Consider the following 14,041-nt stretch of genomic DNA (forward strand, 5'->3'; position numbering starts at 1 on the left):
TTTATTCACCCACCTTTGTTATAGCATCAAATTTACATACTTGCTTACATATTTCACAGCCATTACACATGTTTTGATCTATACTTACTATACCATCTTTAAACTGAAGAGCTGGGCAACCTGTCTTTAAGCATGCTTTACACTTTTTACATTTTTCTGAATCTATAACACATTTCATGCCTACTCTTGCTTTTAATACATCCTTCTTAAGAGCACATGGTTGTTTTGTTATTATAACAAATGGCTCATTGCTGTCATGAGCTTCTTTAACAGCTTCTTCTGTAGATTTTAAATCATAAGGATCTACCACTCTTATATTTTCTTCTCTAATTCCAACAGATAAAGCTACCTTTTCTATGTCTACCATTGGAGCTGGTTTATTTTGAAGAGTTTTTCCTGTTCCAGGGTTTTCTTGATGGCCTGTCATAGCAGTTATTCTGTTGTCTAATATACAAGTAACTATAGGTATATTGTTATAAACTGAATTTATAAGTCCTGTAATCCCTGAATGGAAGAATGTAGAGTCTCCTATAAATGCAAATACCTTTTTATCTTCTCTCTTTGCCATTTGATTAGCTTTTTCCATTCCAAGTCCGCCAGAAATAGATGCACCCATACATATAACTGTATCAGTTACACCTAAAGGTGGTACTAATCCTAATGTATAACATCCTATATCACCAGTAGCTATTACATCTTTATATTTAGAAACTGCATAGAATATTCCTCTATGAGGACATCCTGGACAAAGTACTGGTGGTCTAGATGGAGCTTTAATATCTGTTTCATAAACTCCTTTGTTTTCTTCTTTCAATATAGCTTTTCTTATTATATCTGGATTCAATTCTTCACAAATTGGAATAATCTCTTTTCCTGTACAAGATATTCCCATAGCTTTAACTGCTGTTTCAATATATGGATCATTCTCTTCTATAATATAAAGCTTCTCTACCTTTGATGCAAAATCCTTGATCATTTCATCTGGAAGTGGATAACTATAACCTATTTTTAAATAAGAAGCCTTGTCCTCAAAAACTTCTTTTGCATATTGATAAGATATACCACTAGTTATAATACCAATTTTGGTATCTCCCATTTCTATTCTATTTAAGAAAGTTTTATTCGAATACTGTCTTAATTTTTCTAGTCTTTCTTCAACTTCATAGTGTTTTGCTTTAGAGTGAGCTGGTATCATTACATATTTTTTAACATTTTTTTCGTAAGGTTTTACTCCTACCTCCACTCTCTCACCCAGTTCTACTATGGATTTTGAATGTGAAACTCTAGTAGTACTTCTAAATAAAACCAATGTATCATATTCTTCACTTATCTTATAAGCTTCTTTCATATAATCTAAGCATTCTTGAGAATCTGATGGCTCTATTAATGCTACCTTAGCATGTGGAGCATAATATCTATTATCCTGCTCATTTTGAGATGAATGCATTCCTGGATCATCTGCTGTTACAACTACTAATCCACCGTTTACTCCCTCATATGCCATGGTGAAAAGAGGGTCTGCAGCTACATTTAATCCTACGTGCTTCATAGTGCTTAAACTTCTTGCGCCACCTATAGCAGCTCCTGAAGATACCTCTAACGCCACCTTTTCATTTGGTGCCCACTCAGCATATACTCCTTCATATTTAGAAAGATTCTCTAGTATTTCAGTACTTGGTGTTCCTGGATAAGCTGAAGCTATAGTAACTCCTGCTTCATAGGCTCCCCTTGCAATAGCCTCGTTACCTGACATTATAACTTTCATAATATTTACCCCCTTAGAATTATTTTACAGCCAAAGCTCCTAGTGCTATAGAGTATAATTTAGATTTTGCACTATCCGCTCTGGATACAAGTACTACAGGACATTTAGCTCCCACTATTATTCCTGCATTTTCTGCCCCACCAAAGTATGTCAATGACTTTCCTAGTAAATTACCTGCCTCTATATTTGGAACTAATAATATATCTGCCTCTCCTGCCACAGGACTATGAATGCCTTTATGTTCTGCAGCCTCTTTAGATATAGCATTATCAAGGGCTAGAGGTCCATCTATAATGCAGCTCTTAATTTGTCCCCTCTTACTCATTTGACTTAATGCTGCTGCATCTAATGTGGCTTGCATTGATGGATTTACCACTTCCACTGCACATAATGGAGCTACCTTTGGATTATCTATTCCAAGAGCATGAGCCACCTTTACTGCATTATTTATAATTTCTATCTTATCCTTTAATTCTGGATATGGTACCATTCCACCATCTGTTAAGAATATAAGTTTTGGATAGTTTTTCACTCCATAAATCATTACATGAGATAATAAGCTATTCCCTCTAAGATTAGCTTCCTTATTTAGAACTGCCTTTAAAAGTGGCGCTGTTCCAAGCATACCCTTCATTATAAAATCTGCTTGTCCCTTTGATACAAATTCCACAGCCCTTGCTGCAGCTTTTATGATATCCTTTTCATTTACTATTTCTATATTATCCAAATTATAATTTTCATCTTTACAAATCTCTTTTATTTTTGGCTCATCCCCAACTAATATGGCATCAACTATACCTAATTTCACCGCCTCAGTCACTGCCTCCAATACCGGCTTATCTTGAGCCACTGCCACCGATAGCGTTCTTTTTTTACCATCTTTTGCTCTTTGAATTAGTTCTTCTAATCTAGTAATCATACTTATTCCCCCCTATCCAATTTTTAAGCATCTAGCATACTTTATATAATTACTAATTTTTAAATTAATAATAGAGCAAATCTTTAGCTCCAGTTAAAGTTTTTACTTTATCTTAATCTTTTAGAATCATTATTTTGATTATAGAATATTTTCCGAATTTTTAAAAATCGTCTTTAGTTCTAGTATAATATTTCAAATATTTTTGTCAATGCAATCTGCTAAAGTGCCCTTTTTTTATTAAAGATACTATCAATATTATACTAGGAAATAATACTTGCATTGCTATCTGATACACCGCCCATAAATTTAAAAACTCATTGGCTTCCATAACACTTCTAAACATTAGATAGCTAAAATTTATCACTAGAAATATTGTTGGTACTAAAATGTATTTATAATTTTCCAAGTTAAACACACTTTGTATTCCTTTTGAGACCCCCAAAACACAAAGAGAAAATTCTATAAATTGAGTTATTGTAAAAGCTACAGATGCTATTATTTCTAATCTTTGAAAATCCCCCTTAAATACTATTCTTCTTATAGCTGCATAACTTGGATAATACTTAGTTGAATATATTTCTCCACCCAAGAGCATTATTTGTACAATAATACCAATTATAACTATAGCTCCTGCTGCAATTAAAGGCTTAACAAATATGCAAGTATTTTTATTGCACTTCACACAATCACAGAAATTTAAAAATACCATTAATTCACTAAAAGGCAGTGCCACTATTTTTAAAGATTCCGTACTTATTTTACATAAGCTACTTTCAAAAACTGGCTGTAAATTTGCAGCATTCATTTGAGGGATTAATAGTATCCATATAACAAAAATAAATATTAATATACCTCTTATAAAAAATTCAACCCAATTAGCTAAAACCTCAATACCTGCATTTAGTATCCATATACTCAAGGTTCCAATAATTAACATAGGAATAAACTTTGGAGTATAAAAAAGAGCAGTTAATTTAGTAAAATCTGCAAAATCATTTAAAATATAAGCTCCTAAAAGAAAAACATGAAAAATAACTAGTATACTTAAAATTTTACCAAAAACTTTACCAAAAGATATTTCTAATATATTGAAAATATTTTTTTCAGGATATAAGTTCATTAATTTTCCATATATTATTACAATGGGTATACTTAAAACTAATGCTAAAATTGTAGCTATCCAAGCATCTTGTTTCAAATCACCTCCTATGCCAAATATTAAAAATGGACCCAAAATATAAGTAAATGCAAGCAATTGTAACTGTTTATTGGAAATAACTCCTTTTCTCATAGGATCTATCCTCCCAAAATATTCTTTAATAGTTCAAAAAACTTTCCAATATATATCATAGGACTTGGTATATAAATCTTAAGAGCTACTAAAGAACTAATTATAACACTTATAGACATCATAAAAACATATACTGCAATTTCTCGTTTTAAATCTTTATGCCATAATTTTGCTAAATGATAAATAGAAATTGATACATAAAAACATATTACTAATGCAATCATATTAATCTCTCACTTTTATATTTTGTTTGGTTAATCCGCTATATTTTATATCCATATTTACATACACCTTTATATCTGCATTTTGAAAATTTTCATTCCATTTATTCTGAATTTTTCTCCATTCTTTAGGTGCATCTTTTCTTATTAAATCTCCAAATCCAACTACATCACTTTTGTATTCTTTTTGAAGCTTTTGTACTAATTTATTTGCATTTTCACCTATACATTCCTCTGCTTGTTTCTTAATTTTTTCTCTATTTTTATTAAAAATATAATTCACATCTTCTTCCGCTAATTCAGATATTGCTACATCTATATTTATATATGTACTTATGTATATTTTATTATTTTCTGTTTTTACCTTTAACTTTCTATTTGTATTCATAATTTCTAAACTTACATTATCCTTATTATGTAGTTCTATAGGAATTATAAATATTGGATTTTTCTCTCTTAATATTTGTAGAGTAACCGCCTCCTCTTCATTCAATTTACCTATCATTTTATCCTGCTTAAAAACACCTATTTCAGACACCTGAAAATATATTTTATTTTCTTGTTTAGCTGTTTTTACCATAGGAGCAGTGGCATCAATCCCTTTGTTTGACAAATCACTTATAAATTTAAAACTCTCTACAGAATTATATTTTCCTATTTTATTAGAATTTTTAATGGTTTCCGCCAATTCATACGATATTATTTCATCTTCTATTTTACCCTTAGTAAGAATTTCAGACGCAGTATCCATTCCAGATATTAAAATCCACATATCATTTCTTACCTCTACATCTCTATTAATTAAATCTATAGCTGGTACTATTCCTTCTTCTGCAATTTCTTCACTTACTATAACAACTTTAGCATGAGATAGTTGCAACACTTTTCCTGTATTTTCAATAGCATCTCTAAGTGCTGAATGTATAGTTTTACCCCGACTTTGAACTATATCGGATTTTATAGCATTACTACCAATAGATGCTTCCATTATTTCTAAGGTTAATATATACTCATCCTTATCCTTATCTACTGCAAAACCTGCTACATATTTTACATCGTCCATTTCTGTATAATCCCAGCATCCACAAAAGACTATAGAAAAAGCTACCAACATAAATAAAATAATAATTTTACTTATACTATTTTTCATATTTCTATTCCTTCTCTTTAATATTATTTCTCATTCTTATGAAATCCTTAGATATAAATTTAGTTCTATATTTTAATAGCCACCAAGGCGCTCTTATGGTTGAATCTACTATAGTATATTTCTCTAAATTTGCTATCTTTAACATATATGGTATACCAAAGCTTTTTATAGACATTAAATGAATAAATAAGCCCATACCCACAAATATTACACCATACATACCCAAAAATGAAGCTGCAATTAAAAATATAAATCTTAAAGAAATTATTGCTGCTTTCATTTCATAAATAATCAGCCCTGATATACCTGTAATACCTACAACAATTACCATAGGTGCACTTACAAATTTAGCATTTACAGCTGCATCACCTAAAACTAGAGCTCCTACAATACTAACTGCCCCACCTACATGCTTAGGCAGTCTAGTACCTGCTTCTCTTATTATTTCAAAAGTAACTAACATAACTAGACTTTCTATCACTGTGGGAAGAGGCACCCCTTCTCTAGCTAAATATATACTTAAAGCCAATTCAGTAGGAATTAATTCCTTATGAAATGTAGTAATTGCGATATAAATACCTGGTGTAATTATAGTAATAATAAAAGCAATTATCCTTATAATTCTATTTATAGATGCAAATATAAATTGATCATAGTAATCTTCATTTACCTGAAAATATTCGATAAACAAAAATGGAAGAGTCAATGCAACAGGGGTTCCATCACATAATACCGCTATCCTTCCTTGCAAAAGTTTAGAAGCAACCACATCTGGTCTTTCGGTATTTCCAATAGTCCTAAAAGGTGATAATGGTGCATCCTCTATACATTCCTGTATAACTGCAGTAGAAAAAACCCCATCTATGTTTATATCATCTAGTCTTTTTTCCAGTTCCATTAAAATTTTATCATTAACTACTCCCTCTACATAAGCTATACAAATTTTAGTGATTAGAGCATGAAGTAGTTGGCATTTTAGTTATAGACCCTCTACATAAGCTATACAAATTTTAGTGCTGCTTCTCACTCCCAATTCCTTAAACTTAAACTTTAAATCCGGTGAATTTATTTTTCTTCTAATTAGAGATAAATTTTTAATTATAGATTCATTAAATCCTTCCCTAGGTCCCTTTACAATAGTTTCAGAAGAAGGCTCCTCTATGGCTCTAGTATCCCATCCTTTAGTATTGATAATTAAAGCTTTATCATAACCATCTACAAATAATATAGAATCCCCATAAAGTAATTTATGAATTAATTCATCCACACTATTGGAGCTTTTTACTTCATCTACCATAATAACTTGATCACTTATATGTTGTAATAACCTCTCTCCTACCCTATTAAACTCTTGTTTATTACATTGATTTAAATTATATGTTGTAATTGGATATATAATATTTTGATTTATAGTTTGATTTTTTACCATTCCATCTATAAAAACTAGACAAAATTCTATAGAAGAATCTCTATTTTTAAACTTTCTATAAATTACAGTATCATCATCCTTTAATATAGTACTTTGGAACAAATCTATATTTTTCTGAAGTGATTTACTCAAATTATACTGTTGAAGTGCGTTTTTTAATGTTTTACTATTTTTATTATTTATTTCTTTGTATTTCTTATTATTTCTATTTTGTTTATTCTTTTTGATTTTATCTAATAGCTTTTTCACTAAAATCACTTCCTTTTGCTATAAAATTCTACTTAGTTTATTATTTGCAAAAAAGCTTAGTATATTCAAAGAATAAAAATATTGTGAAGCAGGTGCAATAAGAAAAATCTGTCTTTAAGTTCACAATAAATATATTTTTTAGACTGTTCGCAATACGCCAAGAAATTCTAATGTTTTCAAATTTCAATACCCTAAAGCTTTCAAACTCGCTTCTTACGGCGCTCAAACATGAAAGCTTCTTAACGGGTATTGAAATTTGAAAACAAAGAATTTCTAAGGCTAGCTCAATAGTCTAAGAAAATATATTTATTGTTACCTTAAAGACAGATTTTTCGGTTCATGCATAAGCTATCAGAGGAGGAATATAGCTGACTAAAGGATAATTTTCCTCCGCTTCGCTATGGAAAATCTTTAATTAGATAAAAAACGTAAAATGAAAAAAGCTAAAATTATTTCATTAAATAAAATAGTTTTAGCTTTTCTCTTTAGCGCTTTAAAAATCTTTTATTGGCGGCAGCCAGCGTAAATACGTAGGCATAATTAGGATTTATATATAAGAATATATAACTTTAATTTTTGGATAAATAAGAACTTGTAGATAAGAAGTAATAGCTCTTACCTGGTCTACACTACAAATTTAAGATTTATATAAATCAATGCCTCACGGCAAAATATATTAAGCCTTATTTAGTGCTTTATAGAGTTTTTTTTGCGTGAAACCTGTTGATTTATAATGAATGATAGGCATATAGGTTAAGAAACATAAATATGTATTATAACAACAAATTTTAACCTCTAGAACCTAATACTTAGTACTAAATAAAAAACATTTGATGACTAAAGATTTATATTAGTCCCAAAATGATTTAGTGGCAATTCTTAATTTTTAGGGGGAGTTTATTTAGGCTGGCTATCGCCAATAAAAAATTTTTAAGCCCTTAAAGAAAAGCTATAACTACTCCATTTAATGAAACAGTTATAGCTTTTTGTTATCCCATTTATTTAATTAAAGATTTTCCGTAACATAGTGGAGGAAAATCATCCTTTAGTAGGCTTCTCTCTCCAACCATAAACATATTAAACTAAAAATCTGATTTTAATGTAGTAATAAATGTGTAATTGGGGACTATTGAACTAGCCTTAGAACTTCTTATGTCTCACAGTTAAAGACCCGTTAAGAAGCTTTCATTGTTTGAGCAATGCAAGAAGCGAGTTTGAAAGCTTTAGGGGCTTTAACTGTGAGACATTTAGAAGTTCTTGGCGTATTGTGAACAGTCCCAAATTACACATTTATTACGGAATTAAAATCAGATTTTCTTCAATGTATTATGTCTCAATATATTCTTTTAGTATATTATCCTATCACTTATTTCCTTTATAGAATTACATCCTGTAAGTACCATGGCAGACTTCAAATCTTGCTTTAATGAATCAATATATAGCTTAACCCCTTCCCTTTCTCCTCCAAAAGAAGCAGTTACAAAAGGTCTACCTATAAGAACAGCGTCTGCTCCTAAGGCTATCATCTTTAGTATGTCAACTCCATTTCTCACTCCACCATCTGCAAGAATAGTTATCTTACCTTTAACTCTCTCAGCAATTTCTGGAAGTACATCTGCAACTCCTGGGGTTTGATCTAATACTCTTCCACCATGATTAGATACAACTATAGCATCTACCCCTGCTTCTACTGCAAGTTCCGCTTCATACGGAGTCATTATTCCCTTTAATATAAAAGGAAGTTTAGTACTTTTTACTATTTCTTTTATTTCATCTACAGTCTTTGGCATTACTGGCTTACCGTGAAGCGCTAAAGTTATAAGTCCACAGGCATCTATATCCATGCCTACAGCAAAAGCTCCAGCTTCTTCTGCCATTTTTATTTTTTCTATAACATTTTTATTTTCCCAAGGTTTTATTATGGCAATACCTTGCCCATTAGCTTTTTTTAATTCTTGAAGATTAGTAATTAAAAATGAATCTACAGCAGTATCTCCCACCATAGGATATATTCCTGCATCTAAACATCCATTTATAACCCAAGATATGTACTGCTCTTCAGTGAATTTTCCTCCCATATTTAAGGTAGTACCTGATACTGGTGCTGCAAATACAGGTATATCTAATTTTTTGCCAAATAATTCTGCAGAGGTATTGGGATTCTTTGCACTGTGAATTACTCTCATATTAAGTTTATATGAATCCAATGCCTCAATATTAATCTTAAAAGCATCCCCTGTACCTTTGCCTCCCATACCAGGCACTTCTCCTGAACAAGCCTTTCCATTACATACTGGACACACTCTGCAGCTTCCGTTTAAATTTTCCTTTGCCTTTTTAAGCACTTCTTTATAGTTCATATTTTTCACTCCCCACTTTCTTACAAATAATAAACAACTTAACTTTCGCACATAATTTTCAATTTTCAATTACTTCTTCTGTAATAACTTCTATTCCATTTTGCAAAAGCAACTCTGTTGTAACTCCATTGCCCTCTATTTTATTACCTGTGAAAGTTCCATCATATATGAGTCCGCACCCACAGGAAGGACTTTTAGCTTTTAATATAGCCTTTTTAGCTCCCACTGTCTGTGCTATTTTTAAGGTTTCATAAGCACCCTTTATAAACTCTTTAGTGGAATCCCCACCCTCTGGATTTATAAGTTTAGCGCTTCCTTCTAATACCCCTTTTCCAGTGCCGCCTTTTATTTCATGAGGTATTCTAGGTGTTGAAAGTCCACCCAATTGCTCTGGACAAACTGGTATAGCCTTACCTTCTTTAACAAGCTCTAAAACCTTCTGGTTTAAATTATTTCCACCACTGTACTTACAGTTTATTCCACAAAGACACGCACTAACAATTATCATAACTTCGCCTTCTTCCAACTATAAAATATCAAATATCAAGTACTAAGTAAACTCTCCCACCACTTGCTTACGCTGAAGTGTGGGCTTCTTGGTTAAAAATTCACTTTATCCATAAAAGCTTAAGTCAATCCCAAAAAATATTCAAAATACTAATTCCACAGATTTTCTTTAGCCTGCTAAAGAAAATCCTCCTTCCCTAGCACACTAGCACACTATTTGAGGCACACTATTTAAGCTCTACCACCGTAACCCCTGTGCCGCCTTCTCCATAGTTTCCTAATCTATATTTTTTTACATGAGGATGTCTTTTTAACATATCATTTATGGCATTTCTAAGCACTCCAGTACCTTTACCGTGTATTATGCTTACCTCTGATAGTCCTGCCACGCAGGCATCATCTAAATATTTATCTGTAGTAAACACAGCTTCCATTGCATCCATTCCTCTTAAGTCTATGGAAGTAGCCACATTAGCTAATCTTAATTTTGCTTCTCTTTTTTCCTTTGATTTCTTTACCTTCTTTTCTTCTCTACTTTCTTTTACATATCTTAAATCCTCTAGCTTTACATTGATTTTTAATATGCCTGCTTGCACAAGGACTTCGCCCTTGCTATCTGGTTTTGATACTACTATAACCTTTTGATTCAAAGAAGGTACAAATACCTCCTGTCCTTCTTCAACAGTAGTTAATTTTTCACCCTTATCTTCTATAGTATTTTGTATTTTATCATCAACAGATTCTAGCTTATCCTTAAGTTTCTTTCTCTCCTCTTCTAATTCTCTTCTTACATCTGAAGAATATCCCCTTCTCTCTAATTCTCTTATATTTTTAAGTATAGAATCTGCCTCTTCTTTAGCTTCCTTTACTAATCTTTTAGCCTCTCTCTGAGCTTCTATAAGAGCTTTTTCCCTAGTCTTATCTACTTTATATAGTTTTTCTTCATACTTTTCTTTTATTTTAGCCGCCTGCATTTTAAGCACTTCAGTTTCTCTTGCATTCTGCTCTGCCTTTATGCTTTTATCCTGAAGACTTTGAATTAAATCTTCAAATTGAAGGGAATCCTCAGCTATTTTCTCCTTTGAACTAGTTATTATATAATCAGGTAAGCCCAATCTTCTTGAAATTTCAAAGGCGTTAGATTTTCCAGGTATACCTATTAAAAGTCTATAAGTCGGTCTTAAAGTCTCTACATTAAATTCCACAGATGCATTTTCCACTCCTGGTGCTTTTAAAGCATAGCCTTTTAATTCACTATAGTGTGTAGTTGCAACTATTTTACTTCCCCTATTCTTAAGCTCATCAAGTATTGCCACTGCAAGAGCCGCTCCTTCTGTAGGATCCGTACCTGCTCCAAGTTCATCAAATAGTACAATGGAATTTTCATCTGCCTTATCTATAATGTTCACTATATTAGTCATATGAGATGAAAATGTAGATAAGCTTTGTTCTATACTTTGTTCATCCCCTATGTCCGCAAAAACCTCTTTAAAAAATCCTATAGTTGAATTATCTTTTACAGGAATCATAATTCCACTTAAAGCCATAACTTCTAGTAACCCTACTGTCTTTAATGTAACTGTTTTTCCTCCAGTGTTAGGTCCTGTTATTACTAGCGAAGTGTATTCCCTTCCTAAATATACATCATTGGGCACAACTATATCCTTACTTATAAGAGGGTGCCTTGCTTGAATTAAATCTATTACTCCCTCCTCACTTACTATAGGACTTGTGCAATCATATTCACTAGCAAATTTAGCCTTTGCAAATATAAAATCCAATTCCCATACAATATCACCATTATTTCTTACTGCCACTATAGAATCATATATTCTAGAAGACAACATTGCTAAAATTCTTTCAATTTCAGCCTTTTCTTTTAGTCTTAATTCTTTTATTTCGTTATTTAAATGTACAAGACCCATAGGTTCTATAAATAATGTAGCACCTGAAGAACTTTGATCATGTACAAGTCCTTGCACTTGTCCTTTATGCTCTGCCCTTACTGGAAGTACATATCTATCGCCTCTAATGGTATATAAGTTATCCTGCAAGTATTGAGAATAGTTTCTCATCATAGAATTAACTTTATCCTTAACAGAAGACTCTTTATCTTTTAAATTTTTTCTAATGGAATGTAATGCTGAACTAGCTCTATCTGCTATTTCGTCTTCTCCTATTATGGCATTAAATATTTCATCCTCTATATTTTTAAGAGGTATAATTCCTATGCATATGTCTTCTATAACTCTGTACCCTTCCTCATCTTCCTTATGGTATATATATTCTTTAAACCTTCTAGCACATCTAAGCATTTGTGCTATTTTTAGAAGCTGCCCTGGCATTAAAGACGCTCCTTTAGATGCTCTACTTATAGCTTCCCTTACATCATAAACCCCTTCGAAAGGCGGAGCGCCTTTTCTTACAAGGAGTTGGAAAGCTTCTTTAGTTTCTTCTAAATGTTCTCTAACTTCATACACATTATCATAAGGCTGTAGCTGGTCTATAATAGATTTAGCAGCTGCAGTACTTGTAAACTTTTTAACCATATCCTTTATTTTCTGATATTCTAAAACCCTAAGTGATTTCTCATTCATCTTTCTATCCTGCTACTCAAAATATGGTCAAATGTATCCATATTGAGATTCTTACTGCTTCAACGTACTCTGTCTTGCCTAAGCTACTACAGTTTGTATAGCACTCCACAGTCGTTAATTCCCCAAATAGCCTTGGGTACACATATAAGTGCTTGTTTAATTAAGCTATCTTATATTCTTTAGCATTGGCTAAATTTATTGAAGCATTTAAATCTCTATCAATAGAAAGCCCACAACTGCATTTATAAACTCTATCAGATAGTTTTAAATCTTTCTTATATGCTCCACAACAGCTACACATTTTACTACTTGGATAGAATCTATCAACTATTCTTATCTCAATGCCATTTTGCTTAGCTTTTGAAATAAGTTTAATTCTAAATTCATAAAACTTTTGCCCAGAGATTGCCTTTGCTAAATGCCTATTCTTCATCATTCCACTTACATTTAAATCTTCAATAGTTATAAAACTTGGTTTTTGTTTTATTAACTCATTCACTGTTTTATTTATGTAATCAGTTCTTATATTTGTAAGTCTTTGATGAAGTTTTTGTACCTTGACTATTTGTTTTTGGATATTTTGACGAGTAGCTTCTCCTTTCTCTTTTTTATTTCTTAATTTTAAACTTTCATATTTCCTTGAAAGCTTTCTTTGCTCACGTTTTAGTTTCTTTTCTGCTTTTTTAACTGTTTTAGTTTTGTTAATATTCTTTTTAGTTACGCCATTATTACAAATTGCAAAATCTTTTAGTCCAAGGTCTACGCCTATTCCTTCTGAATAAGGTTTATTATCTACTTTAATAGCTTCTTCAACTAAAATTGAAACAAAATATCTATCTGCTTTTTGACTTACTGTACCACTTTTAACTATAGCGTTAACTGGAATGTATCCAAATTCTTTTAATCTAATCCAACCTAAGGTTGGAACTTTAACCCTATGTCTTTCAATAGTCCAATCTGCTTTATTGTTCTTTGGAAAGTACGCTTTAACATCTTGATTTTTCTTTTTCTTAAATTTAGGAAAGCCGCTTTCCCCTTTAAAAAATTTCTTAAATGCTTTTTGTCCATTCATAATGGCTTGTTTAGTAGCTTTGGAAGACACTTCTTTAATCCAAGCTTTATCAGGATGATTAGGAATATATTTGTTATTAAGCCATTTAGAAAAATCCATACCACTAATAAATTTTTTCTCTTTTTCGTAAACTTCTTTATTATGAGCAATATAAAAATTGTATATGAACCTACTTACACCAATAGTTTGATGAATTTTAGTTATCTGTTCTTCTGTTGGTTTAATTTCTATTTTGTATGCTTTTTTCAACTTCTTCATCTTCCTTTATCTTTTTCTTATATTTTCCTTGTATTGCTCATAAGTATAATATCTCCTATTTGTTGGTGTTCTAAATGCTTTTAATATTCCTTGGTTATCCCATCTTTGCAATGTTCTAACTGATACATTAATTAATTCTGCAAATTCATTTGGTTTATAGTTATTATTCTTCAAATGTACTCACTTTCTTTTCATGAGTATATTTTAAGTAACTAAAGCCACC

The 14,041-nt window shown here is 31.4% G+C and carries 9 protein-coding genes and 2 pseudogenes; all 11 read right to left on the bottom strand.

Annotation, left to right across the window (positions count from 1 at the left end; all coding sequences use genetic code 11):
- Position 1: 1 nt before the first annotated feature.
- Positions 2 to 1,765: an indolepyruvate ferredoxin oxidoreductase subunit alpha gene (gene iorA / locus CC89_RS02010; protein ID WP_035288423.1), complete on the bottom strand. Its 1,764-nt coding sequence runs from the start codon at positions 1,763 to 1,765 to the stop codon at positions 2 to 4.
- A gap of 19 nt (positions 1,766 to 1,784) precedes the next feature.
- Positions 1,785 to 2,684 carry a phosphate butyryltransferase gene (gene ptb / locus CC89_RS02015; protein ID WP_035288425.1) on the bottom strand — a complete coding sequence of 300 codons (900 nt, stop codon included), beginning with the start codon at positions 2,682 to 2,684 and terminating at the stop codon, positions 1,785 to 1,787.
- Between the two features lie 205 nt (positions 2,685 to 2,889).
- The gene (locus CC89_RS02020) at positions 2,890 to 3,975 is read right to left on the bottom strand and encodes a GerAB/ArcD/ProY family transporter (RefSeq protein ID WP_035288427.1); all 1,086 of its coding nucleotides are present in this window, start codon (positions 3,973 to 3,975) and stop codon (positions 2,890 to 2,892) included.
- Between the two features lie 5 nt (positions 3,976 to 3,980).
- Complete coding sequence (locus CC89_RS02025) at positions 3,981 to 4,199, bottom strand: hypothetical protein (protein ID WP_035288429.1); 219 nt, start codon at positions 4,197 to 4,199, stop codon at positions 3,981 to 3,983.
- Position 4,200: 1 nt separating this feature from the next.
- Positions 4,201 to 5,346: a Ger(x)C family spore germination protein gene (locus CC89_RS02030; RefSeq protein ID WP_035288431.1), complete on the bottom strand. Its 1,146-nt coding sequence runs from the start codon at positions 5,344 to 5,346 to the stop codon at positions 4,201 to 4,203.
- A 4-nt stretch (positions 5,347 to 5,350) separates the two neighbouring features.
- A pseudogene (locus tag CC89_RS21375) lies at positions 5,351 to 7,033 on the bottom strand (spore germination protein).
- Positions 7,034 to 8,370: 1,337 nt separating this feature from the next.
- Positions 8,371 to 9,384: an alpha-hydroxy-acid oxidizing protein gene (locus tag CC89_RS02040; protein WP_035288567.1), complete on the bottom strand. Its 1,014-nt coding sequence runs from the start codon at positions 9,382 to 9,384 to the stop codon at positions 8,371 to 8,373.
- A 58-nt stretch (positions 9,385 to 9,442) separates the two neighbouring features.
- Entirely contained in the window at positions 9,443 to 9,892 is a 450-nt protein-coding gene (locus CC89_RS02045) for a 2-thiouracil desulfurase family protein (RefSeq protein WP_035288433.1), read from the bottom strand.
- A gap of 226 nt (positions 9,893 to 10,118) precedes the next feature.
- Positions 10,119 to 12,488, bottom strand: a complete 2,370-nt coding sequence (locus CC89_RS02050; RefSeq protein WP_035288435.1) for an endonuclease MutS2 — start codon at positions 12,486 to 12,488, stop codon at positions 10,119 to 10,121.
- 160 nt (positions 12,489 to 12,648) lie between these two features.
- Positions 12,649 to 13,818, bottom strand: a complete 1,170-nt coding sequence (locus CC89_RS02055; RefSeq protein ID WP_185750639.1) for an RNA-guided endonuclease InsQ/TnpB family protein — start codon at positions 13,816 to 13,818, stop codon at positions 12,649 to 12,651.
- Positions 13,796 to 13,992: pseudogene (locus CC89_RS02060) on the bottom strand (MerR family DNA-binding transcriptional regulator); the annotation flags it as partial. The pseudogene CC89_RS02060 and the gene CC89_RS02055, both read right to left, overlap by 23 nt.
- Positions 13,993 to 14,041: the final 49 nt, after the last annotated feature.

The organism is Clostridium sp. KNHs214 (genome assembly GCF_000744935.1).
Taxonomy (GTDB): Bacteria; Bacillota; Clostridia; order Clostridiales; family Clostridiaceae; genus Haloimpatiens.

What these genes read in the sequence shown, in the direction of transcription:
- CC89_RS02025 (WP_035288429.1), bottom strand. Translation starts at nt 4,199, where the DNA reads ATGATTGCATTAGTAATATGTTTTTATGTATCAATTTCTATTTATCAT.
- iorA (WP_035288423.1), bottom strand. Translation starts at nt 1,765, where the DNA reads ATGAAAGTTATAATGTCAGGTAACGAGGCTATTGCAAGGGGAGCCTAT.
- CC89_RS02050 (WP_035288435.1), bottom strand. Translation starts at nt 12,488, where the DNA reads ATGAATGAGAAATCACTTAGGGTTTTAGAATATCAGAAAATAAAGGAT.
- CC89_RS02055 (WP_185750639.1), bottom strand. Translation starts at nt 13,818, where the DNA reads ATGAAGAAGTTGAAAAAAGCATACAAAATAGAAATTAAACCAACAGAA.
- CC89_RS02030 (WP_035288431.1), bottom strand. Translation starts at nt 5,346, where the DNA reads ATGAAAAATAGTATAAGTAAAATTATTATTTTATTTATGTTGGTAGCT.
- CC89_RS02045 (WP_035288433.1), bottom strand. Translation starts at nt 9,892, where the DNA reads ATGATAATTGTTAGTGCGTGTCTTTGTGGAATAAACTGTAAGTACAGT.
- CC89_RS02020 (WP_035288427.1), bottom strand. Translation starts at nt 3,975, where the DNA reads ATGAGAAAAGGAGTTATTTCCAATAAACAGTTACAATTGCTTGCATTT.
- ptb (WP_035288425.1), bottom strand. Translation starts at nt 2,684, where the DNA reads ATGATTACTAGATTAGAAGAACTAATTCAAAGAGCAAAAGATGGTAAA.
- CC89_RS02040 (WP_035288567.1), bottom strand. Translation starts at nt 9,384, where the DNA reads ATGAACTATAAAGAAGTGCTTAAAAAGGCAAAGGAAAATTTAAACGGA.